We start from the raw sequence: 21,327 nt of genomic DNA, 5'->3' as shown, positions 1-21,327 counted from the left end.
CTGCGTAGCTTTTCGGGAAGGGGAAGAGGCTTTGATTGTTTCAGTTGCGCAGGCTCAGCTCTTTTTTCTGGTGGTGACGCGCGTTCTTGCGATGCTGATCCACGTGCCTGTGCTGGGGGGGCAGAGCATCCCCACGCAGGTACGCCTGGCGTTCGGCCTGATGCTTTCAGCAGTGCTCATCCCCTGGCAACCCCTTCCCCCCGGAGCCGAAGCGATGGGCCTGTTCGGTTTTGCGGTGGCGATTGGCAAGGAAGTGCTCCTTGGCACGCTCGCCGGCTTTGCGGCTGAACTCACCTTTGCCGTGATCGTGATTGCCGGAGAGGCCATGGGGCTTGAGAGCGGCTTTTCCTCGGGGCGCGTCTTCAATCCCTCGATGGGTGAAAGCGGTTCGGCCTTCAACCAGCTTTTTGTCATGGTGGCGATGATGTTTTTCTTTATTATCGACGGACATCATATTTTCTTGATAGCCATGCAAAAAACATTTGAAGTGATCCCTGTGAATGGGACTTTGCCGCTTCAGTCCCTTGATGCGCTGATCAGAATGACGGCGCAGCTGATTGCCGCAGGGATTCAACTGGCGCTGCCCGTCATGGCGGCTTTGATTTTCACCGATGTGGCCCTGGGCCTGCTGGCGCGTGTGGCACCGCAGGTGCAGATTTTCTTTCTGGGGTTACCTCTTAAAGTGGGTGTCTCTATGGCGGCGCTCGGATTGCTGGTGACGATGGTGTTGCCTGCTGTGGGGAACCTCTACAAGATGGTGGGTAACCGCATGTTAATTCTTCTGGGAAAGTAAGCCATGGCAGACCGCACAGAAACCCCCACCCCTCGCCGATTGGAAGAAGCCCGTGAACAGGGCCAGGTGGCGCTCAGCCGTGAGGTTACCTCAGCGGCTGTGCTGCTGGCGGCGGCCCTGTTATTGCGCGGGCCGGGCAGTCAGCTGGGGGTTGCCTTCCAGAAGGTGCTCACCGAGCAGATGGCCGCGTTGCCTCAGGCCGAGCTTACACTGCGTACTGTGCAACAAATGGGTTTTCGCATGGCAGTGCAGATTCTCCCGCCGCTGGGTGGGCTGGTTCTGGCTCTGCTTGCGGTTGGGGCGATGGCCACACTGGGGCAGACCCATTTCCTTTGGTCAAGCAAACGGGTTGGGTTTGACTTTAAACGGGTAGATCCGGTGGCCGGGTTTAAACGAATTTTCTCGGCTCGCGGCCTGGTGGAAATGCTGCGGGCTTTGCTCAAGCTGGTGCTGGTGGGATGGGTGACTTACAGTTTCCTCAAGGGTGAATATCCGGGCATCCTGGCTTTGAGCCAGTTTGATCTGCCAACAGCCACACAGCGCTTTTTTGATCTTCTGGTAGCACTGGCGCTGCGTGTGGGGGGGATGTATCTGATCCTCGCCGCCGCCGATTATGCCTATCAGCGCTGGGATTTAATGCGTAACCTGCGCATGACCAAAGAGGAGATCAAGGAAGAAGTGCGGCGGTCTGAGGGTGATCCTCAGTTGAAAGGGCGCATCCGTTCGCAAATGCGGCGCATGGCCCGTGGCCGTATGATGGCCAACGTTCCGAAAGCTACGGTGGTGGTGACCAACCCGACCCATCTGGCGGTTGCGATTCAGTATGAAGAGGGAATGAATGCTCCAAAAGTGCTGGCCAAAGGGGCTCATCACACGGCTGAACGGATTGTGGCCATTGCCCGTGAGCATCATATCCCTGTGGTTCAGAATATCCCCCTGGCGCGGGCCATGTATAAGCGCCTGGAGGTGGATGATGAAATTTCACCCGATCTTTATGTAGCCATGGCCGAAGTGCTGGCCTACGTATATCGGATGCAGGGGAAAACTCCCACCCCTGCCAGAGCTTCTATGGACGGACGGTGAGTGAGAATGGCAACTTCTACAACCCCATCTTCCGCATCTCTTTCAGGGCCGCTGCAGAATTTGCTGCGCTCAAAAGATCTGGTCATGGCCCTGACCCTGGTGCTTATCATCGGGCTGATGCTCGTGCCCCTGCCACCGGCTCTGCTGGACTTAATGATTGCCGCCAGCATGGCCATGTCCATCGGCATCATGCTGCTTACCATGTATATCCATCAACCGCTGGAGTTTTCGGTGTTCCCCACCGTTTTATTACTGGTGACGCTTTTCCGGTTGGGGATCAATATTTCAATCAGCCGCTCCATCCTGCTCAATGCTGAGGCCGGGAAGATCGTTGAAACTTTCGGTAACCTTATCGTCGGTGGAAATTATGTGGTGGGAGTGGTCATCTTCCTCATGTTGATGATCATTCAGTTCGTGGTGATCAACAGCGGTGCAAGCCGAGTGGCTGAAGTGGCGGCGCGCTTCACGCTGGATGCCATGCCCGGTAAACAACTGGCTATTGATGCTGATCTGAATGCCGGCCTGATTGATGAAAATCAGGCGCGTCAGCGGCGTAAAGCCATCGAGACAGAGGCCGATTTCTACGGGGCCATGGATGGGGCAAGTAAATTTGTGCGCGGAGATGCCATTGCGGCCATTATCATCATGCTGGTCAATATTCTCGGGGGGTTCGTTATTGGTGTGTTGCAGCGCGGGATGCCAGCCGCAAATGCACTCCAAACCTATGTCCTGCTTACGATTGGGGCGGGGCTGGCCATTCAGGTTCCTGCCCTGCTCGTCTCAGCAGGGGCAGGCCTGATCGTCACTCGTTCTACCTCTGAAACCTCGCTGGGGAATGAGCTCTTCGGGCAGGTTTCCAATTTCAACGTCCTTACGGTTGGGGCGATCCTGACCGGAATGATGATGTTCATCCCTGGCCTTCCCAAGCTGCCTTTTGGGGTGATTACGGTGGGTTTGGGGGTGGCGGCCTATTTTGTCAACCGGGCACGCATGGAAGAGCGTGCCGCCGTCGCGGGGGTGAGTGCCGTACCCCAACCTGCCGAGGCTGAGACGCCCGAGCAGATGCTTCAAATGGTGGTGGTTGATCCGATCGAACTGGAGATCGGGTACAGCCTGATCCCATTGATTGATGATGACTCGCAGGATAACCTGTTGCGCCGGATTACGGGCATTCGCCGTCAGTTGATGGCCGAGCTGGGATTGATCCTGCCAGTGGTGCGTATTCGGGATAACCTGCGCCTGTCTCCGCAGGCTTACCGCATCAAGATTCGCGGTCAGGAGGTGGCCACCAGTGAGATCATGCTCGACCGGTTGCTGGCCATTCCAGGCACAGACGTTGAAGAGCCTGTTCCGGGCATTCCGACCACCGAACCTGCCTTCGGATTACCTGCAGTGTGGATTCTGGAGGCCGACCAGAGCCAGGCTGAACTGCGGGGATATACCGTAGTCAACCCGCTTTCGGTGTTGAGCACCCATCTGACGGAAGTGGTGCGCGGGCATGCTCCCGATCTGCTCACCCGGCAAATGGTGCAAGAAATGCTCAATCAGCTCCGGCAGAAGTCTCCGGCTTCGGTAGAGGGGGTGGTGCCAGAGTTACTGGGGCTGGGTGAGGTGCAGGCTGTTCTGCGTCATCTTTTACGCGAACGTGTTCCCATTCGCGACCTGAGCGGCATCCTGGAGGTACTTGCCAACCATGCTCAGGTCACCCGTGACCCAAGCATTCTGGCCGAGGCAGTACGCCAGACCATGGCCAATACGATTTCAAGCCAGTATCGTGACCATGATGGAACCCTGCATGTGTTCACGCTCTCGCCGGTGCTGGAACAGACTCTGCGCAGTGCTCTGGTGGCTTCTGAAGGTGGCCCTGCGTTACAAATGGATGCCAGCCTTGCTCAGCGGTTGCTGAACAAGATCGGGGAACAAATGGAAGCCATGGCCGGACAGGGGTATTTGCCCATCCTTTTGTGCCCCCGCGAGTTACGCCTTGCCCTGCGCCGTCTGGTGGAACAGGCCCTGCCCAACCTGGTTGTGCTGGCTTTTTCAGAGGTCAGCGCCGGAACACGCGTCAGAGCGCATGGTCTGGTGGATGCCTAACGCTGGGAGGAAACGCACATGCCGAAGTCGTACATTGCTGAAACGATGCGTGAAGCCCTGTTGATGGTGCAGGCCGAGCTTGGCCCCGATGCGATTGTCCTTTCGGCCAGAGAAGCCCCCCTGGGCTCACCGTGGAATGTGTGGAAACGTCCGGGGGTGGAGGTGGTGGCCATGGCTCCCGGAGAGCTGCCGGTTAAGGAATCGTTGCCCGCGGCGGAAGAGACCGTCAAAGACGTGCTCCCTTCCCGGGAAAAGGTCACCGGCTGGCAACCCCGGCGAATCACTCGCGAGGAGGCTCGTCTGGCTAATCAGATGCCGCGAGGTTCACAAACCGATGCCCCATCGGTTAAGGCCTCGGACACACCGAAGAAGGTGGATCTGCCTGCGGCACCCTCAGCCCCTGCAGGTAAGGAGGACGAGCCGGTTGAATTGCCTCCTGTACTGGCGTCATTGCGGCGGCAGCTTCTGGCGCAGGAGGTGGATGAAGCTTTCGTGGAGCGCACTTTACAGGTTATGCTCCAGGGGCAATCGGTGAGTCTGGTGAGCACTCCTGAAGTGGCTCATAAAACCCTTGCCCGCCTGCTGGAGGCCGAAGTGACCCATGTGGTTCCTGCTTCTCTCCAGAGTGAACGACAGGTGGTGTGTGTGGTGGGAATGAGCGGAGGCGGTAAAACCAGTACGGTTGCGCGGATGGCTATGGATTACAGGCAACGGCTGGGGAAGAAGGTGGCCTGGGTTTGCGCCGATACCCTGCGCACCGGCGCCATTGGAGAGGCCCGCGCCTATACCGATGCGCTTGATCTGCCCCTGCGGCTGGTCTATACCCCTCAGGATCTTTCTACGGCTCTGGCAGGGCTGGATGATGTTGACCTGGTGCTGATTGACACCCCCGGGTATAACCCGTACCGCGAACAGGAGATTGTGGAACTGGGGAGTTTCCTCAGCGAATTGCCTGAACGTGCCCTTTACCTGGTGGTTCCGGCAAATATGAAAGAAGGAGATTTATTCTGCATGTCGGGTGCGTTAAATGTATTTGGGCTGGATGGGGTCATCGTGACCAAACTTGATGAAACCTCCACATACGGGGGAGTCTATAACTTTGTGCGGAAGAGTCACCTTCCACTGGCTTATTTCGCATTCGGAAAGGCCGCCTCTGCCGGGTTAGAAGCGGCCACTTCTCAGCGGTTGGTGGCAGCCCTGTTTGGAAAAGGATGGAACCAATGAAGAAGAATAAAGATGAACAACCTGTAGAAACAATTCAGGAAGAAAGAAAAGCCCCATCGAAGGCCGTGCGCTCTCAAAAGAAGGATGATGAAGCGGGCAGTCTGCCGTTCCTCCTGGAACTGGTGTTTTCTTTCTCTTTTCTAATTCTGCTCGGCGTGGACGCGGCAGTGGCGTTCTTCTCATTTCGGGGTGGGGCTACCCTGCTGGATATTTTCCTGCGGGTGGCCATTTCAACCGTGGTGATGGGAGCGGTGCTCTGGTTGCTTGCCTGGCAAATGTCCAACGGGATGCTGCAGGCTGCGTATGCAGAGCAGAACGAAAAGCAGGATTCCCCCTCGAAGTCAGGAGAGGATAACTCTGTGGGAGTTAACGCAGGAGCCTAGGTAGATGGATACACAGGTCGACACAGCCCAACTTCTGGATCAATTTCTCACCACCCGTTCACCAGAGGCGCGCGAGCAGCTTATCCTTCAGACGGCTCCGCTGGTGCATTATATGCTGGGCCGGATGGGAATCTCTCAGGAGATTGGCAGTGAGTATGAAGACCTGGTTCATCAGGGATTGCTTGGCGTGATGGATGCGGTTGACCGTTACGATCCGGCGCACGGGGCGCGGTTCAGTACGTATGCTGCCCTTCGAGCGCGTGGAAAGATTCTGGATTATCTGCGTCAATCAGATTGGATGTCACGTGAGGCTCGCCGCCGGGTGCGGGCGATTCAAAAAGCTGTTTCAAACCTGTGGGCAGAGTATCAACGTGAGCCTACTGAGGAAGAAATTGCCGCTTACCTCGGCCTCAGCACAACCGATGTGGCCCAGGGACTGTATGATTCGACGGTAGTCATGCTTTCACTGGATGCATCGGTTGAATACGACCAGGATGAAGAAGGTTCTTACCATGAGCGGCTGGTCGACCAGAAACAGGTGGATCCTTCGGCACTGTTTGAAGATGAGGCCCTGCGAGAACAACTGGTTGAAGCCATTCGCAGGCTTCCTCAGCGTGAGCAATTGCTTCTTTCATTGTATTACTATGATGAACTGACCTTCAAAGAGATTGGTCAGGTGATGGGAATTTCCGAATCTCGTGTGTGTCAACTGCACAGTCGTGCCATTCTGAACCTTAAGGCGATGGTGAACCATGAGTAGCATTCCACGTGTCTCCCTTGAAGATACTCTCTACCTTCTCCAGCTGGTTCGTGAGACGGCTCTGTCTCGGGGTGAAGAGGCCAAAGCGGCCCGTATTGCACCGGTTGTACAGGAGATGGGTACCCTGGTGGAGAAAGCCCGGCAGGTAAACCCGGCTCCGCCACCGGCCTCTGGCATTCTTGGCCAACCCGATTTCAAAAAATTACTGGAAATTTCTCAAAACCGCACGCTTGAGCCATCTCAGCCGGGAATGTCTGCCGCCTCGGTGGGGGAACGAAACCGGATGATCGTGGCGATGGCAGCGGCGGAAATGTCGGATATTGAGATCGCCCGCCAGTTCGGTTTGACCCGTGAAGAAGTTCGGCTGGTTTTAAACGCTCAGAAAAATCAACCTGTGAGGTGAAGGGATGATTAAAGGGTTTTATGCCGCGGTTTCTGGGATGATTGTAAACGCGATGCGCCAGAATGTTCTTGCCCATAATATCGCTAACATGCAGACCCCGGGCTTCAAACAGGTGCTCACCACGGTTGAGGATTTTACCCACACCGAGGTGGATTATTCTCCCGGTAATTTGCTACGAGACCCTGCGCCCGCGCCGGTGGGCATGCTGGGCCTTGGCGCGCAGTATGGCCCGGAATTTGTCGATTTTGCCCAGGGCGGGTTGATGATGACCGGCAACCTCTACGATCTGGCCATTCAGGGAGATGGGTTTTTCAGGGTTCAAACCCCTGACGGGTTGCGTTACACCCGTGACGGGCGTTTTTTGCGCGATGCACAGAATAACCTGGTGACGATTGAGGGCTACCCGGTGTTGAGCATGGGCAATCAACCCATTCGATTGCCAGAGGGCGATTTCAATGTGCGGCCCGATGGAACGATCACGGTCAATGGAGCCGTGGTGGCACAATTGGGGCTTTCGCGGTTCCAGAACCCGGCTGCGGAATTGAGCCGTGCCGGTGGAAACCTGTTTGCCGGGCCAGCCCAATCTACCGCCCAGGGAACGGTTCAGGTAACCCAGGGGGCGCTGGAAATGTCCAATGCCAACCCTACCCGCCTGATGACCGAAATGGTGGAAGTGGCTCGTTCGTACGAAGCGGCTCAAAAGATGGTGCAGAACCAGGATGAATTGCTTGGCAAAGCCATTGCTTCGCTGGGAAGAATTGGTTGAGAGGAAGGAGAGTTCCGATGGGTTCATCCCTCTATCATACGTTGAATATCTCCCGCCAGGATATGCTGACCCGGTTGCTTGACCTGGATGTGATCAGCAACAATCTGGCCAATATGAATACGGCCGGTTTTAAGGCCAGTCGGGCGAACTTTCAGGAGCTGCTTACCCAGAGTCTCAACCGGAGCGGTATTCGTTTGCCTTCAACTCAGATGCTGTCGGGGCAGGGGAGCATTCGGCAGTCGGGCAACCCGCTGGACTGGGCCATTGAGGGGGAGGGATTCTTCGCCGTGCGTTTGCCGGATGGGCGTACGGCGTACACCCGCGACGGGCAGTTTAGCCTGGATGCGAATCGCAGGCTGGTGTGTGCCGGGGGGTTCCCGCTGGTGTGGAATGGGCAAATCCCTGAGAATTACTCAGACGTCTCAATTCGTGGAGACGGGACGGTGGAGGTGGTGTTGCAGGATGGCACTCGCCAGGTGGCCGGCAATGTTCAGCTGGCGCGCTTCACCAACCCAAGCGGGTTGCAGGGAATAGGGAACAACCTCTGGGCTGAGACGGCTGCTTCGGGTCAGGCTCGAATGAGCGCTCCGGGATCGCCCAATGTGGGGATTGTTCATTCCCATGCGGTGGAACAGGCCAATGTAGACCTGGCTCGTGAGATGACCCAGTTGATGGCCGATCAACGTACTTTTCAAATGTCAGTGCAGGCGTTTCAACAGACAGATCAGATGATTGCACTGGCACTTAATTTGCGGAAGGGCTAAAGTTTCCGGTGAGATGGCCGATCAATAGAGTACAGAGAATCATCGTTGCTCGGTATCTGAGGAGAATGAAAAATGAAGATTGAAAACAATGGTATTTCGTCCCTTTCATCCAGCCACCAGGCAGACTCTGCTCGCCAGGTTGACCACAAAGGTGGGAACAGGGAGGTAGAGCTTCACCACCTGCAGGCCGATCGAGCAGAACTATCGGAGAGGGCTCGGGTGCTTGCCCGGGCGCGCGCAACCGCGGAGAACGGCGAGCCTGCACGCCAGGAACGGGTGGAGGAAATTCGCCGTCAGGTGGAGAGCGGTGATTACACGGTGCAGGTTGAAGAGATCGCCCGCCGGTTGATGGCGAGGCATTTCGTAAAATCCTAAAGGGACGGAGCGGTCAATCTCATGGTCGAGCACGATTCATTCTCTGCGAATGTGATGGAACTGGAACAAACGCTGGTGAGGCAATTTCGCGTATTACAGAATCTTATCGAGGTTACCCATAAAGAACGAGAAGCGATCCTCAACCAGCAGGATTCTCTGATGCGTCTGGTGGAAGAGAAAGAGGTGCTTCTTGATCAGCTGGGCATTCTGGAGGATGATCGCCGGCATCTGGTGCAGGAAATTTCTTTGGGCCTACAGCCAGGGTGCGACGCTGATTCCCTGAAAGATTTGCTCCCTCACCTTCCAAAAGAACATGCCATGCGCATTGAACGCCTGGTGGAGGGGATCACGACGCTGGCAGGTGAGTCGCGAGAGCTCAACAGTGCCAACCATGCCCTTGCCCTGGTGCGATTGGACTGGGTGAAAGCGGCGCAGTGGTTTCTGGCCGGATCGGTTCAGCCTGAGGTGGACTATCGCCCACCGGGAAATGCCCCCGCCTTGAAAGATTCGGGCGGGTGGGGTATTGAGGTTCGTGCCTGAGGAGGTTGGAGCATGCCTTCCCTGACCAATGGAATTCACCTGGCGCTTTCTGCCATTCTGGCGCACTCACAGGCCATCGAAATCATCGAACATAACGTGGCGAATGTCAACACCCCGGGGTACCGGCGGCAGGCACCGATTCTGGCGACCACAACTCCAAGCCCGGCGTTTGGTTATGAGAGTGGCCTGGGAGCCGGACAGCGTGGCACCGGTGTGACGATTGAACGAATCAAACGGTTCAATCTGGAATATTTTGACACGCGCTACCGCGCAGCCGCGGCCGAGACGAAGAACTGGGAAACCCGGCGCGATATTCTTCTCCAGCTTGAAACAGTTCTGGCCGAAACCAGTGATGCCGGGTTGATCCCCGGGCTTGATGCCTTCTGGGCAGGATGGCAGAACCTGGCATCTGACCCGACCAATACAGCCCTTCGCGCCAATCTGCTCGATCAATCGCGTGCGCTGGCGCTGGCCTTTAATCAACGGGCTCAGCAGATGGCCCAGCTGCGCGCTGACCAGAATCTGGCCATTCAGGGCGGTGTGGAAGAGATCAATGCGCTGGCTTCACAAATTGCCAGCCTGAATGGCGAAATTTCACGCATCCTTTCGATCAACGAACAGCCCAATGACCTGCTGGATAAGCGGGATTTGCTTCTTGATCGGCTGGCAGAATTGAGCGGGGCGGTGGCGCATGTCCAATCCAATGGGGAGATGATCGTTTCAATCGGAGGACATGTGCTGGTCACCGGGCGTAAAGCGCTCAAATTACAGGCTGAGGTAGACCCTGCCAGCCCGGAGAGAATGTTCCGCATCGTCTGGGAAGATGGGCAGGGGTTTGCGCCTTCTACCGGAGAACTGCGAGGACTTTTTTATGTGCGGGATCAGGTCATTCCTGATCAGATAAAGGGGCTGAACGACCTGGCGGCGGCATTGATCACCCAGGTCAACGCGGTGCATCGCAACGGCTATGGTTTAAATGGGGCAACCGGGCTGGATTTCTTCAGTGGGAGTGATGCCGCAACCATTCAGCTCAACCCCACCCTGCAGATCGAGGATATCGCCAGCGCCAGCGCACCCGACCAACCCGGAAATGCCGAAATTGCCAGCCAGCTGGCTGCTCTGAAATTTACGCGCACCATGAACGGCGGCACGGCCACCTTCCAGGAATTTTATAATGCGCAAGTCACGGCTCTTGGGCTGGAAACTCAGCGGGCTGGAACCAACGCTACCCATAACGGGCTGGTGTTTAAGGCTCTTGGTGATCAGCGCGAGTCGGTGGCGGGAGTCTCGCTGGATGAAGAAGCGGCTGAGCTGATTAAATATCAGCGGGCTTATCAGGCGGCAGCACGGGTGATGACAGCCTATGATGAGCTGCTGGACAAAATTATTAATGGTATGGGACTGGTAGGGCGTTAGGTGAAGGGAGGCAGGCATGCGCATTACCAACAAAATGATGTCTGATCATGCCGTCAGGCACCTTTCTGAGAACATGGAGCAAATTGCACGGATGCAGGAACGGATTGCCTCAGGAAAACAGTTTAGCGCTCCTTCAGAAGACCCTGTGGGGGCGTCTCACAGCCTCAGCCTGCGCTCTGGCCTGCGCACCCTGGAGGCCTTTAAGACTTCTACCCAGCAGGCGAATGACTGGCTGACGGCTACCGAATCTGCCTTTCAACAAATGGAAGACCTGGCCACCCGCGCGGTTACCCTGGTGACCCGTGGCCTGAACGATACACTTGGTGCAGGAGAACGGGCGACATCGCTGGCAACCGAAGTTGATGGAATTCTGGCTCATGCGATGGATACGGCCAACAGCACGCATAACGGGCAATTCCTGTTCGGCGGCTTTAAGGTTCAGAGCCCGCCCTTCAGCATGCCCGCCAGCAGTACGGTGGTTTATCAGGGAGATGGGGGGGTCATGCTCCGCAGTCTGAGCCCGGCTCAAAATGTGCCGATTAATGTGCTTGGGGATCAGGCTTTTTTGCCTTTCCTGGAGGCGCTGGTGCAGGCGCGAGATGCACTTCAGGCCAATGATCCTGCTACTTTGCGCACAGCGTTGAATGGGTTACAATCGGCATTGACCACAATGAACCAGCACCGTACCTCGGTGGGTGCGCGTCTCAGGCAGGTGCAGGTGGCCAGCGATTATCTCAGCAAGACCGAGATCGAAACGCAAAGCCTGCTTTCGAAGAAGGAAGATCTCAACCTGGCCGAGGGTATTTCGCAGCTGCGCGGGCGTGAGAATGCCTACCAGGCTGCGTTGGAGGTCAGCCAGCGGGCAATTTCGGCGATGGGGTTATTTGATTATCTTCGATAATTCCCGCCCGTAAGGGTTGCATCTGCCGGCGAGGTTCAGGTGGAATCTAGCTCTGGGTGGAGGCGCTGCGATGTTAGTATTAACCCGGCGGGTCGATGAGAGTATTGCGATCGGCGATTCGATTGTGGTCACCATTCTGGCGATCGAAGGGGACCGGGTCAAGGTGGGTATTACTGCCCCCCGCGAGGTTCCCATTCTCAGGCAGGAAGTAGCCCAGGCTATCGAGGAACAGCGCAAATTGCAGGAACACCTGGCCCATTCGCCTGAGCCGGAAACTTTTGAGGAGTTGCGCCGTTTACTCGCCAGTGACGGCAATGAGCAAGGAAAGCCCGGTGAAGAGCCAGCCGCCACTCCGTAACTGGTTGTTTTTTTAACGCGAGCACTTCCCCCATCCTGAACATGGATGGGGGTTTGTTTTTTTTCATGGGTTCTTTGGCTTGATTTTACGGTTTGTTTACTGAGATACCCTTCTGGCTGTGCTATCTTTAGCGAGGCCAAATCAGGCAACGATTGCGGGCGAGAGAGAGGCCTGGAAAAGAGGAAGGGAACCTATGGAGCTTGCCTTCGATATCAGTCAGGATGAATTACCCATCTTCCTGGCCGAGGTAGATGAACACTTGCAAACGCTGGATGAAATTCTGGTTCAGCTTGAACAGGCTGAAGAACGTCCGGAACTGCTCCAGTCGGCGTTTCGGGCGGCGCATACCCTCAAGGGCATGGCCGGGATTATCGGCCACCACCGGATGACCGATCTGACCCATGCCCTGGAGACGGTTTTCGATTCGGTGCGTAAGGGGATGTGCCACATTACCACTCCACTGGTTGACCTTTGCCTTGACGCCGTGGACGGATTGCGTCTTTTGCGTGACGAGGTGATTACGGGAGAGGCCTGCGATGTGGATGTGGAACGGCTGGTGGAGGAATTTGAGAGGGTGAACGGGAAAATCGGAGAAACCACCGGCCAGGAAGACCCACCTCCGGCCCACTCCGTAGAAGGTGTGGCAAGCTCTGACAATGATTCTTTGAGTGTTGAGGTGCACATCGACCCGTCCAGTGTGGCCTCGGCAGCGCGTGCGTTCCAGGTGATGATGACTCTGCAGGAGGTTGGGGAAATTCTTGAAATGTCGCCCACCCTCGATCAGATTGAAACGGCGGCTCCGGTTCAGGTCTTTCGGGCGCGGCTGGCCACCCGCGTAGAACCGGCGGAAGTTGCCCGGCGTGTGGCTCAAATTTCAGAGGTGTTCAACATCCAAATTAATGGTCAGGTCGAAGGGCATAACGGCCAGAAGCCTTCAATGGCTCGGGAAGCCCGGCCTGACACGGGCGCAGGGGGGCGTGGAAATGGTCATAAAAATACGGCCGAAATGACCGTGCGTACCAGCGTGGAACGCCTCGATAAATTGATGAACCTGGTGGGTGAACTGATCACTGACCGCAATCACCTGTATCAGCTCCGCGCTTACTTCGAACAGGAAAAGCGCGGGAACAGCACTGTGGATCGGCTGGCTGAAACGGTAACCCATCTCGGGCGGATCACCGATCAGCTTCAGGAAGAGGTGATGAGTATCCGCATGTTGCCTGTGGGGAGTGTGTTCCATAAATTTCCGCGCATGGTGCGCGATATGGCGCAAAAAACAGGCAAACAGATTGATCTTGTGATTTATGGAGAAGATACTGAGCTGGATCGTTCCATGCTGGAAGAAATCAATGACCCGTTGATCCATCTGGTGCGTAATTCGGTGGATCATGGGATTGAAATGCCTGAAGAGCGCATTGCTGCCGGAAAGCCCCCACGGGGGACGATTACCCTCACAGCGCGGCATGAACAGGGGCGGATTCTGCTGACCGTGAGCGATGATGGACGCGGTATAGACCCTGACAAACTGCGCAAAGCGGCAGTCCAAAAAGGTTTGTTGAGTGCAGAAGAAGTTGCCGCATTGAGCGATGATCAGGCGGTTGATCTGATCTTCATGCCCGGCTTCTCCACGGCCGAAAAGGTTACCGATATTTCCGGGCGTGGGGTGGGAATGGATATCGTTCATACCAACATCCAGCATGTAAATGGATCGATCCAGGTTGAGACGAAAAAGGGAGAGGGAACGACCTTCCAGATTTCTTTACCCCTCACCCTGGCGATTGTTCCCACGCTGCTGGTGCGGGTGAACGGGGTGGTTTTTGCCATTCCTCTGGTGATGATCACCGAGACGCTTCGCCTCTCGCGGGAAGAGATTCGCACCATTCGAGGTCAGCCGGTCACCATGTTGCGCGGGAGTGTGCTGGCACTGATCGACCTCAAGGCCCTGTTTGGCGTTCAGGAAAAACGTCCCCTTTCCGAGAAGTATACCTATGCGGTGGTGGTGCATTCGGGCAAACAGCGCGTGGGCCTGGTGGTAGACACCCTGATCGGAGAAGAAGAAGTGGTGGTGAAATCGCTTGGCGCGGTGGTGGGGGAGATCCCGGGTATCTCGAGCGCGGCGATTCTGGGAGATGGCAAGGTGGCGCTCATTGTGGATGTGCCTGGCCTGTTGCGGTTTTTCGGGATTCATTAGCAGGGAGTAAGTATGCTCGATTCGACCCATTTTGACGAAGACCTTCTCAAGACCCTTCATGCAGTTGCCGGAGCAGGCATCCACAACGCGGCACGTGGGTTCTCCAGCCTGCTGGGACATCAGATTCAGGTTCTGAACCCGGTGGTGCGGGTGGTACCCATTCTGGAAATCCCGCGTTACGTGGGTGGCCCTGAAAGCGAAGCCATCGGCATTTATCTGCGCGCCGAAGGAGATATAGCCGGGCAGATCATGTTGATCATCCCCTTTCACAAGGGGCTGGAGCTGGTGGATTTATTGATGGACGTCCCTGCCGGTACGACGACACAGCTGGGTTCTCTGGAGCGTTCAGCACTCGGAGAAGTGGGCAACTTAACCGGCACGTTTTTCCTCAATGCAGTGGCTAACCTTACCGGAACTTCCGTGCGGCCTACACCGCCAGCGGTTATTGTGGATATGGTAGGCGCCATTCTGGATGTCATCATTGCGACGACCGGAGGTGTGACCGAAAGTGTCATTCTGATGCAGGCTGAGTTTATCGATGGGGAGCGCTCGGTGGAAACGAATTTCTGGGTTATCCCTGACCCGACGACTTTAAAAACATTCAGGAACGGGGTGTCTGCGGAATCATGAATGACCCGATCAATGTTGGGCTCGGTGAACGCGTGATCAGCGCAGATCCGGCGGACGTTCTTGTGGCTTACGGGCTGGGCTCCTGTTTAGGGATCAGCATGTACGACCCGGTGCGCCGGCTTTGCGGGATGATTCACGCGGTTTTACCCCAGCGTATGAATGGCGCTGAGCCCGATTCGGCGCGATTCGTGGATAGCGGGATCGAAGGACTTATTCATGAGATGGAACGCAGGGGCGCCGACCCCCGGCGCTCCATCTTTCGGATGGCTGGAGGGGCGAACATGCTCCTGGCTTCGGGAGTATCGCACACCTTTGATATTGGCAACCGCAATGTCGAAGCGGCGCTGCGTACCTTTCAGCGGCTGGGCATTGTCCTCAAGGCCAAAGATGTGGGCGGTAACCTTGGGCGAACTGTACGTCTGTATGTAGCTGATGGGCGGATGACGGTGCGTATTTTGAATGGAAAGGAACAGGAACTTTAAGTCTCCAGGAGGATGGGTAATGGCTAAAATTTTGATCGTGGATGATGCAGAATTTCTGAGGGTGCGCATCACCAAAATGTTAAGTGGGGATGGTTTTGAAGTCTTCGAGGCCGAAAATGGGCTGAAGGCGTTGAACACCTACAAAGAGGTGAAACCCGACGTGGTGCTGATGGATGTGACCATGCCAGAAATGGACGGTCTGACGGCGCTCAAGGAAATTCGTAAGTTTGATCCACAGGCGCGTGTGGTCATGTTGACTGCGCTGGGGCAAGAATCGGTGGTTCTGGAAGCGGTCAAATCGGGGGCACGCGATTTTATCGTCAAACCCTTTGAACGCGAACGGGTAATGAGTGCCATTCAGAAGCTGGTCGGGTAAAGGCATCGTATGGCAGTTCCTGTCCAGCCTTCTCTTCCCCGGCCTGTCCGGGTTCTGGTAGTGGATGATTCGGCGTTCATGCGCTACTCGATCAGCCAGTACCTCAACGAACGGCCTGATCTCCAGGTGGTGGGAGCCGCCCGGGATGGGAGGGAAGCCCTCGATCTGATTCCGCGTTTGGATCCCGACGTGGTTACGCTGGACGTGGAAATGCCCCGTTTGGATGGTCTTTCTACCCTGCGGGAGATTATGCAGAGGTTCCCACGGCCAGTGGTGATGCTCAGCAGTATGACCCGGGAAGGAGCCGCAGAGACCATTCAGGCCCTTACACTGGGCGCGGTAGATTTTGTAACCAAACCGACCAGCAACGTGAATATTCGCTCTGTGCTGGATGAGGCCGCGCAGAAGATTTTACGGGCGGCTTCAGCGCACATCCGGCCGGTGTCTTTACTGGCGAGAAAACCCCCTGCCCCGGTCGTTGAAGCGGCGCCAAAAGGCGGCGGGCGCCCCCTGAAGCATCATGAGCCGGTGGTATTGATCGGGACGTCCACAGGTGGGCCGCGGGCGCTTCATGAAGTGGTGCCTGCGTTGCCCGCCGATCTGCCAGCGGCAGTGGTGATTGTGCAGCACATGCCGGCAGGGTTCACACATTCACTGGCCGAGCGCCTGGATTCGCTCTCAAAGCTCAAGGTGAAAGAAGCCCAGCCCGGTGACTCTTTGCTGGTTGGTCAGGCACTGCTCGCGCCGGGAGGGTTTCACATGCTTTTCGATGAGAACCTGCAGGTGACGCTCAACCAGAACCCCACCGTGCACGGTGTTCGCCCGGCAGTGGACGTGACACTGATCTCATTGATTCAACGTCTGGGGCGCTCGGTGATTGCAGTTATTCTGACCGGCATGGGCAGTGATGGGACGAATGGGGCAACCCTGTTGCACAGTATGGGCGGGCGAGTCATTGCAGAACATGAATCGACGAGTGTGGTCTGGGGAATGCCGCGCAGTGTGGTAGAAGCCGGTGCGGCTGATTTTATCCTGCCCTTGCCCGAAGTGGCCTCACGAATCGAACAGCTGGTCCAGGAATCTCGGAATGGATAGGGGATTGGTGGGAATGGAATCAGACACGTACGCTCTGGTTAAGTCGTCGATCAAGAAGTTGCTCGCCATTGACCTGGATTATTACAAAGACGAGCAAATGAAACGCCGTCTTGATTCCTGGCTGGTGCGGTCTCAACGCTCTTCATGGCGAGATTACTTTCATTATGTGGCTTCCAACCCCGAAGAGCAACAGCGCCTGCGTGATTATTTGACCATTAACGTCACCGAGTTCTTTCGAGACCCGGAGCGCTGGGCTACGTTGAAACGCGAAGTGCTGCCCGCTTTGCTGGAGCAATCTCCGGTGGGCCTGCGCGTCTGGAGTGCGGGTTGTTCAACCGGCGTCGAGGCCTATACCCTGGCAATCCTTCTCGACGAGGTGGCGCCGCACCGGAAACACTGGATTCTGGCGACGGATATCGACCGGGGAGCGCTCCAGAAAGCCCGCGCTGGCGGCCCGTATACGACCGATGAAATTCGTAACCTCACCCCCCAACAACGAACCCGGTACATCGATTCGAAGGCGCAAAACTACGTTAGAGCCGAACTGGTGCAGCGGGTCACCTTCAGAGAACAGGATCTTTTTACGGATCGCTTCGAAACGGGTTTTGACCTGATCGTGTGCCGGAATGTTGTGATCTACTTCACCAACGAGGCGAAGAATATGCTCTACCGGAAGTTCCAGGCGGCTCTGCGCCCGGGAGGGGTCCTTTTTCTGGGTGGTACCGAGATCATCCCTCATCCGGCAGAAGTGGGCCTGCAGAACTTTGGGATTTCTTTTTACAGAAAGATCGGTGGGTAAATGGCCATGAAGGTAACCCTAGAGCAGTTAATCCGCGCCGCAGGTGAGCTCCCTCCCATGCCGCAGGCTGCCCAGAAAGCCCTGCAACTGATCCGCGATCCCGAGGTTAACATGGGCGAAGTGGCGGCGGTTCTGGCGGTTGATCAGGTGTTGAGTGGTCTGGTGTTGCGAATGGCCAATTCTGCTTTCTACGGGCTTCCGGGGCGTGTGGTGACGGTTCATCAGGCCGTAATGGTGCTGGGCAGTAATGCTGTGCGCGATATGCTTCTGGCTTCGACCGTTGCCGGGTACCTCAGCCGTCCTCTGCCGGGTTATGCTCTGCCCGGAGGCGCCCTGTGGCGGCACGCGCTTGGGGTGGCGATTGGGGCGCGCTGGATCTTTGAGAAACGCCGGTGGAAGGGCACCGATGAGGTGTATTACGCGGGCTTACTCTGTGACATCGGCAAATTACCCTTCGAAAAATTATTGCGCGGTGTTCAGGCCGAGGCTGGCGAGTGGCTGCATGGTTCTTTCCTGGAGATGGAACGACAGTATTTTGGCATTGATCACGCTTTGCTGGGAGCAGAGATTGGCCGCCGCTGGCACCTGCCGGACGAATTGATCACAGCCATTGCTCATCATCATCAGCCAGCCACGGCTTCGCAATATCGGGAGATGGTGGCCGCAGTGCACGTGGCAGATGCTGCCATGATGATGCTGGGGGTGGGTGTAGGAGTGGATGGTTTACGATACAGGTTAGAAGGGGAAGCCCTGGATTTGCTGGGTTTTGAGGAAAGTGAAATGGAGGAACTGATCAGGCAGGTCACTGATCAAATCTATTTGGCTGAGCTCTTCCTCAGCGATCGGGCCCCGGGATGGTAGCAAACCAGGAAGGAGTGAACATCGAATGAATGTACAGTTTCTTAACCCTTTTTTGCTGGCAGCCAGCGAGGTTCTCAAGAAGGAAATCGGTGCAGAACCCACGCGGGGAGAACTGACACTGCAAAAGTCAGCCCTGACCACCGATGATGTGACGGTTTTAATCCATCTGGTCGGCCAAGTATACGGCGTGGTAATGTACGGAATGCCCATTGAGACCAGCCTGAATTTTGTTTCACGTATCCTGGGGCAGGAGTTTACAGAATTTGATTCGCTGGCCCAGAGCGGGGTGGCGGAACTTGGGAACGTGATCAGCGGAGCTGCAACGGTCAAGTTCTCTCAGGCGGGGTATCAATCGAACATTTCTCCCCCGATGGTGATCATCGGGAAGAATGTTCAGGTCTCAACCCTGGATTTCCCGCGCATCGTGGTGCCCCTGGAGACCGCTTATGGTAACCTGATGGTCCATCTGGCGCTCAAAGAAGCGGCTCCCGGAAGCAATTCCGCCCCGGAAGAATTCGTCAAACTGGCTGTTTCCAGAGCTTGAGTTGGCAGGATGTTCTGCTCGGAACGGAAAGGAATGAACCAGTCATGAATGTGAAATTTCTCAATCCTTTTGTCGAGGCGGCTTATGAGGTATTGACCGCAGAGACCCGCCAGGAAGTTACCCGGGGAGATCTCAAACTGGAAAATGGGACTTACCTCACGGATGATCTGACGGTGATTCTCTCGCTGGTAGGGGCTGTTGAGGGGACGGTTTTTTACAGTATGTCTGCGGCTACCGGTGCGAAGCTGGCCACGATTCTTATGGGTGAAAAGTTTGATGCTGTGCAGGGGCTGGCCCAGAGTGGGGTCGCCGAGATCGGAAATGTGATCACAGGTCGCGCCAGCATGAAGCTCTCTGAAGCCGGGTTTGAAACGACGATCTCCCCGCCCACACTTTTGCTGGGAAAGGGCGCATCCATTTCGACGCTGGATGTGCCGCGTTTGATCGTGCCCCTGATGACGGTGGCCGGCCCGGTGCTGATTCATCTTGCCCTGCGTCAGGGGAGCGCCAACGGGCTGCGCGCCGCTCAACTGTCCATTCCAAAGGCATTTCAGGTGCCATAATTTTAACCTTGTTTGATGGAGGTCTGGATAACATGGAAAGCCAACTGGTTGTATTTGAACTGGAAAATGAGGCCTACGGCGTGGATATTGCAGTAGTCGAAGGCATTATCAAGATGCAGGAAATAACCCGCCTGCCCCGGGCTCCACATTTTATGGAAGGGATTACCAATTTACGCGGGGCAGTGGTGCCGGTGATTGATTTACGCAAGCGCTTTGGCCTTCCGCCGCAGGAACCTACCCGCGATACACGCATTGTCATTGCAAACATGAATGGCACGCAGGTTGGGCTGATTGTGGATGCGGTAAGCCAGGTCATCCGTGTTCCCCAGGATGCCATTGAGCCGCCTCCGCAGTTGACCATGACGGTCAATTCGGCCTTTATTAAGAGTGTAGCCAAACTGGAAAAACGGCTGGTGATCCTGCTCGATCTGGATAAAGTGCTTTCGGCAGAAGAAAAAGAGTTGTTGGAAGCCGTCTGAGGCTTTTCAGAAAGTCAGGGGTCATGCTCCAGCGCCAGTTTCAAAAACGCATCTACCGGAGGCGCAAAATTCCCCGCTGTGAGGGGCTCCCACTGCCCGGGTACAGAACCGTTTTTGATCTGACCCGTGATGGGGTTGTCATCCTGGACAGGGAAGGGAAAATTGTGGAGGCCAACCGGGCATTTACCCGGATGCTGGGCATGGCCACCCCTGATGATATGAAGGGGAGTGAGGTTGGAAAGTTCATTCCGGAGGATATCCGCGATCACTTCAGCGCGTTGATCGAGCTGCTGGATTATACCGAAGGGGCAGTCGAACCTGTGGACCTGGAGCTTCAAGCGGCGGATGGAATACGTTTGCCGGTGCGGTTCATGCCTGAGCGGGTGATTTGCAGGGGGCGGGTTCTGACATACCTTTCGGTAGAAAGCCTGGTCGAATGGCATACGATTCGTGATGAACTGGCAGAAGCGCACCTGAGCCTGGAACAATCGTATTCGGCCACGCTGCAGGGCTGGGCAAGGGCACTGGAACTGCGTGATCTGGAGACCGAAGGGCATTCGCGCCGGGTTACGGCGATGGCGGTAGACCTTGCACTGAAGTTGGGATTCGGCCTGGATCATATTCCTCATATCCGGCACGGGGCGTTGTTACACGATATCGGGAAAATGGCCATTCCGGATAGCATTCTGCTCAAACCGGCAAAATTAACCGAAGAAGAGTGGGCGCTGATGAAGATGCATCCCGTTTATGCCTATCAACTGCTGCGGGATATCGAATATCTGCGCCCGGCTCTCTCCATCCCCTACGGGCATCATGAACGCTGGGATGGGAAGGGATATCCGTGCCAGCTTTCTGGAGAAAAAATCCCACTTGCGGCGCGCCTCTTTGCAGTGGTGGATGTGTGGGACGCACTTTCGCATCCACGGGTGTACCGACCTGAAGCCTGGTCGGTTGACCGGGTGCTCGGTTACCTTCAGGAAAACGCCGGGTCACAATTTGACCCGGAAGTAGTGCAGGTTTTTGCGGATATGTTTTGAATCAGGGAACAATCCCGGCGCAGGCTACCCCATCTTTAGGGGCCTCAGTTTTGTCCTGCTTCCAGAGCTGGCGATCCAGCAAGATGGTGCAGGATAATTGACCGGTCTGGCTGGGGTTGGATGCGGTCAGGTATACTTCAACCCCTCGCTCTACCTGGAGCGTTTTCTGCCAGGGGGTCGTTACAGTGGTGGTTTGAGAGATCTTTTCAGTGCCGGCATCCAGGGTGATGTTGGCGTAACCGCCCATGGCTTCGACGCGAAAGGTGAGGGTGCGTTTTTCAGAAGGGGGAGCCATAACGCCGCTTAAGAGAAGAACGGCAACCACGCCACCGCAGATCACAACGAGAACGAGAATCTGGAGCAAGATTTTGATTCGCTCGCGCATGAATTTTCCCTTTTTGTGAGGAATA

26 protein-coding genes are annotated in these 21,327 nt (G+C 56.0%); 25 read left to right on the top strand and 1 reads right to left on the bottom strand.

Annotated elements, in window-relative coordinates; all coding sequences use genetic code 11:
- The first annotated feature begins 31 nt into the window (after positions 1–31).
- From ATHL_RS13795 to ATHL_RS13675, 25 genes are all read left to right on the top strand, one after another.
- Positions 32–793, top strand: coding sequence for a flagellar biosynthetic protein FliR (locus tag ATHL_RS13795; RefSeq protein WP_062195010.1), 762 nt, complete (start codon positions 32–34; stop codon positions 791–793).
- A gap of 3 nt (positions 794–796) precedes the next feature.
- Complete coding sequence (gene flhB / locus ATHL_RS13790) at positions 797–1,876, top strand: flagellar biosynthesis protein FlhB (protein WP_062195008.1); 1,080 nt, start codon at positions 797–799, stop codon at positions 1,874–1,876.
- A 6-nt stretch (positions 1,877–1,882) separates the two neighbouring features.
- Positions 1,883–3,970, top strand: coding sequence for a flagellar biosynthesis protein FlhA (flhA, locus tag ATHL_RS13785; RefSeq protein WP_062195007.1), 2,088 nt, complete (start codon positions 1,883–1,885; stop codon positions 3,968–3,970).
- Positions 3,971–3,988: 18 nt separating this feature from the next.
- On the top strand, positions 3,989–5,194 hold the full coding sequence (locus ATHL_RS13780; RefSeq protein WP_062195005.1) for a flagellar biosynthesis protein FlhF: 1,206 nt from the start codon (positions 3,989–3,991) through the stop codon (positions 5,192–5,194).
- The gene (locus ATHL_RS13775; protein WP_062195001.1) at positions 5,191–5,577 is read left to right on the top strand and encodes a hypothetical protein; all 387 of its coding nucleotides are present in this window, start codon (positions 5,191–5,193) and stop codon (positions 5,575–5,577) included. Before ATHL_RS13780 ends, ATHL_RS13775 begins: the two co-directional genes overlap by 4 nt.
- 4 nt (positions 5,578–5,581) lie before the next feature.
- On the top strand, positions 5,582–6,337 hold the full coding sequence (locus ATHL_RS13770) for a sigma-70 family RNA polymerase sigma factor (RefSeq protein WP_062194999.1): 756 nt from the start codon (positions 5,582–5,584) through the stop codon (positions 6,335–6,337).
- On the top strand, positions 6,330–6,740 hold the full coding sequence (locus tag ATHL_RS13765; protein WP_062194996.1) for a hypothetical protein: 411 nt from the start codon (positions 6,330–6,332) through the stop codon (positions 6,738–6,740). The genes ATHL_RS13770 and ATHL_RS13765 overlap by 8 nt, the downstream gene beginning before the upstream one ends.
- Positions 6,741–6,744: 4 nt before the next feature.
- Positions 6,745–7,506: a flagellar basal-body rod protein FlgF gene (gene flgF, locus ATHL_RS13760; RefSeq protein ID WP_062194993.1), complete on the top strand. Its 762-nt coding sequence runs from the start codon at positions 6,745–6,747 to the stop codon at positions 7,504–7,506.
- A 17-nt stretch (positions 7,507–7,523) separates the two neighbouring features.
- Complete coding sequence (locus tag ATHL_RS13755) at positions 7,524–8,270, top strand: flagellar hook-basal body protein (protein ID WP_062194990.1); 747 nt, start codon at positions 7,524–7,526, stop codon at positions 8,268–8,270.
- Between the two features lie 72 nt (positions 8,271–8,342).
- Positions 8,343–8,645, top strand: a complete 303-nt coding sequence (gene flgM / locus ATHL_RS13750; RefSeq protein ID WP_062194987.1) for a flagellar biosynthesis anti-sigma factor FlgM — start codon at positions 8,343–8,345, stop codon at positions 8,643–8,645.
- Between the two features lie 21 nt (positions 8,646–8,666).
- A complete protein-coding gene (locus tag ATHL_RS13745; RefSeq protein ID WP_062194985.1) occupies positions 8,667–9,185 on the top strand; it encodes a flagellar protein FlgN in 519 nt (172 codons plus the stop codon).
- A 12-nt stretch (positions 9,186–9,197) separates the two neighbouring features.
- A complete protein-coding gene (gene flgK, locus ATHL_RS13740; RefSeq protein WP_062194982.1) occupies positions 9,198–10,601 on the top strand; it encodes a flagellar hook-associated protein FlgK in 1,404 nt (467 codons plus the stop codon).
- A 16-nt stretch (positions 10,602–10,617) separates the two neighbouring features.
- Complete coding sequence (flgL, locus tag ATHL_RS13735; protein WP_062194979.1) at positions 10,618–11,502, top strand: flagellar hook-associated protein FlgL; 885 nt, start codon at positions 10,618–10,620, stop codon at positions 11,500–11,502.
- Positions 11,503–11,572: 70 nt separating this feature from the next.
- Positions 11,573–11,860: a carbon storage regulator CsrA gene (csrA, locus tag ATHL_RS13730; protein ID WP_084001457.1), complete on the top strand. Its 288-nt coding sequence runs from the start codon at positions 11,573–11,575 to the stop codon at positions 11,858–11,860.
- A gap of 193 nt (positions 11,861–12,053) precedes the next feature.
- Positions 12,054–14,051, top strand: coding sequence for a chemotaxis protein CheA (locus tag ATHL_RS13725; protein ID WP_062194976.1), 1,998 nt, complete (start codon positions 12,054–12,056; stop codon positions 14,049–14,051).
- Positions 14,052–14,063: 12 nt separating this feature from the next.
- Positions 14,064–14,681: a chemotaxis protein CheC gene (locus ATHL_RS13720; RefSeq protein ID WP_062194973.1), complete on the top strand. Its 618-nt coding sequence runs from the start codon at positions 14,064–14,066 to the stop codon at positions 14,679–14,681.
- On the top strand, positions 14,678–15,163 hold the full coding sequence (locus ATHL_RS13715) for a chemotaxis protein CheD (protein WP_062194970.1): 486 nt from the start codon (positions 14,678–14,680) through the stop codon (positions 15,161–15,163). Before ATHL_RS13720 ends, ATHL_RS13715 begins: the two co-directional genes overlap by 4 nt.
- Positions 15,164–15,182: 19 nt before the next feature.
- Entirely contained in the window at positions 15,183–15,539 is a 357-nt protein-coding gene (locus ATHL_RS13710; RefSeq protein ID WP_062194966.1) for a response regulator, read from the top strand.
- Between the two features lie 9 nt (positions 15,540–15,548).
- Positions 15,549–16,634: a protein-glutamate methylesterase/protein-glutamine glutaminase gene (locus ATHL_RS13705; RefSeq protein WP_062194963.1), complete on the top strand. Its 1,086-nt coding sequence runs from the start codon at positions 15,549–15,551 to the stop codon at positions 16,632–16,634.
- Complete coding sequence (locus ATHL_RS13700) at positions 16,627–17,433, top strand: CheR family methyltransferase (protein WP_062194960.1); 807 nt, start codon at positions 16,627–16,629, stop codon at positions 17,431–17,433. Before ATHL_RS13705 ends, ATHL_RS13700 begins: the two co-directional genes overlap by 8 nt.
- A 6-nt stretch (positions 17,434–17,439) precedes the next feature.
- A complete protein-coding gene (locus ATHL_RS13695) occupies positions 17,440–18,294 on the top strand; it encodes an HDOD domain-containing protein (RefSeq protein ID WP_162787718.1) in 855 nt (284 codons plus the stop codon).
- Positions 18,295–18,319: 25 nt separating this feature from the next.
- Entirely contained in the window at positions 18,320–18,838 is a 519-nt protein-coding gene (locus tag ATHL_RS13690) for a chemotaxis protein CheX (protein WP_062194954.1), read from the top strand.
- A 44-nt stretch (positions 18,839–18,882) separates the two neighbouring features.
- On the top strand, positions 18,883–19,401 hold the full coding sequence (locus tag ATHL_RS13685) for a chemotaxis protein CheX (protein WP_062194951.1): 519 nt from the start codon (positions 18,883–18,885) through the stop codon (positions 19,399–19,401).
- Between the two features lie 32 nt (positions 19,402–19,433).
- The gene (locus ATHL_RS13680) at positions 19,434–19,880 is read left to right on the top strand and encodes a chemotaxis protein CheW (protein WP_062194947.1); all 447 of its coding nucleotides are present in this window, start codon (positions 19,434–19,436) and stop codon (positions 19,878–19,880) included.
- Between the two features lie 23 nt (positions 19,881–19,903).
- Positions 19,904–20,917, top strand: a complete 1,014-nt coding sequence (locus ATHL_RS13675) for an HD-GYP domain-containing protein (protein ID WP_162787717.1) — start codon at positions 19,904–19,906, stop codon at positions 20,915–20,917.
- Position 20,918: 1 nt separating this feature from the next.
- Here ATHL_RS13675 and ATHL_RS13670 read toward each other — a convergent pair whose 3' ends face one another.
- The gene (locus ATHL_RS13670) at positions 20,919–21,302 is read right to left on the bottom strand and encodes a hypothetical protein (protein ID WP_062194944.1); all 384 of its coding nucleotides are present in this window, start codon (positions 21,300–21,302) and stop codon (positions 20,919–20,921) included.
- Positions 21,303–21,327: the final 25 nt, after the last annotated feature.

This window comes from Anaerolinea thermolimosa, from assembly GCF_001050195.2.
In the GTDB taxonomy this organism is placed as follows: Bacteria; Chloroflexota; Anaerolineae; order Anaerolineales; family Anaerolineaceae; genus Anaerolinea; species Anaerolinea thermolimosa.
This window is presented reverse-complemented; position numbering and strand designations above follow the sequence as displayed.

Bases quoted from the DNA above. Each gene is read 5' to 3' on its own strand.
- flhB (WP_062195008.1), top strand. From the start codon at position 797: ATGGCAGACCGCACAGAAACCCCCACCCCTCGCCGATTGGAAGAAGCC.
- flhA (WP_062195007.1), top strand. From the start codon at position 1,883: ATGGCAACTTCTACAACCCCATCTTCCGCATCTCTTTCAGGGCCGCTG.
- ATHL_RS13780 (WP_062195005.1), top strand. From the start codon at position 3,989: ATGCCGAAGTCGTACATTGCTGAAACGATGCGTGAAGCCCTGTTGATG.
- ATHL_RS13775 (WP_062195001.1), top strand. From the start codon at position 5,191: ATGAAGAAGAATAAAGATGAACAACCTGTAGAAACAATTCAGGAAGAA.
- ATHL_RS13770 (WP_062194999.1), top strand. From the start codon at position 5,582: ATGGATACACAGGTCGACACAGCCCAACTTCTGGATCAATTTCTCACC.
- ATHL_RS13765 (WP_062194996.1), top strand. From the start codon at position 6,330: ATGAGTAGCATTCCACGTGTCTCCCTTGAAGATACTCTCTACCTTCTC.
- flgF (WP_062194993.1), top strand. From the start codon at position 6,745: ATGATTAAAGGGTTTTATGCCGCGGTTTCTGGGATGATTGTAAACGCG.
- ATHL_RS13755 (WP_062194990.1), top strand. From the start codon at position 7,524: ATGGGTTCATCCCTCTATCATACGTTGAATATCTCCCGCCAGGATATG.
- flgM (WP_062194987.1), top strand. From the start codon at position 8,343: ATGAAGATTGAAAACAATGGTATTTCGTCCCTTTCATCCAGCCACCAG.
- ATHL_RS13745 (WP_062194985.1), top strand. From the start codon at position 8,667: ATGGTCGAGCACGATTCATTCTCTGCGAATGTGATGGAACTGGAACAA.
- flgK (WP_062194982.1), top strand. From the start codon at position 9,198: ATGCCTTCCCTGACCAATGGAATTCACCTGGCGCTTTCTGCCATTCTG.
- flgL (WP_062194979.1), top strand. From the start codon at position 10,618: ATGCGCATTACCAACAAAATGATGTCTGATCATGCCGTCAGGCACCTT.
- csrA (WP_084001457.1), top strand. From the start codon at position 11,573: ATGTTAGTATTAACCCGGCGGGTCGATGAGAGTATTGCGATCGGCGAT.
- ATHL_RS13725 (WP_062194976.1), top strand. From the start codon at position 12,054: ATGGAGCTTGCCTTCGATATCAGTCAGGATGAATTACCCATCTTCCTG.
- ATHL_RS13720 (WP_062194973.1), top strand. From the start codon at position 14,064: ATGCTCGATTCGACCCATTTTGACGAAGACCTTCTCAAGACCCTTCAT.
- ATHL_RS13715 (WP_062194970.1), top strand. From the start codon at position 14,678: ATGAATGACCCGATCAATGTTGGGCTCGGTGAACGCGTGATCAGCGCA.
- ATHL_RS13710 (WP_062194966.1), top strand. From the start codon at position 15,183: ATGGCTAAAATTTTGATCGTGGATGATGCAGAATTTCTGAGGGTGCGC.
- ATHL_RS13705 (WP_062194963.1), top strand. From the start codon at position 15,549: ATGGCAGTTCCTGTCCAGCCTTCTCTTCCCCGGCCTGTCCGGGTTCTG.
- ATHL_RS13700 (WP_062194960.1), top strand. From the start codon at position 16,627: ATGGATAGGGGATTGGTGGGAATGGAATCAGACACGTACGCTCTGGTT.
- ATHL_RS13695 (WP_162787718.1), top strand. From the start codon at position 17,440: ATGAAGGTAACCCTAGAGCAGTTAATCCGCGCCGCAGGTGAGCTCCCT.
- ATHL_RS13690 (WP_062194954.1), top strand. From the start codon at position 18,320: ATGAATGTACAGTTTCTTAACCCTTTTTTGCTGGCAGCCAGCGAGGTT.
- ATHL_RS13685 (WP_062194951.1), top strand. From the start codon at position 18,883: ATGAATGTGAAATTTCTCAATCCTTTTGTCGAGGCGGCTTATGAGGTA.
- ATHL_RS13680 (WP_062194947.1), top strand. From the start codon at position 19,434: ATGGAAAGCCAACTGGTTGTATTTGAACTGGAAAATGAGGCCTACGGC.
- ATHL_RS13675 (WP_162787717.1), top strand. From the start codon at position 19,904: ATGCTCCAGCGCCAGTTTCAAAAACGCATCTACCGGAGGCGCAAAATT.
- ATHL_RS13670 (WP_062194944.1), bottom strand. From the start codon at position 21,302: ATGCGCGAGCGAATCAAAATCTTGCTCCAGATTCTCGTTCTCGTTGTG.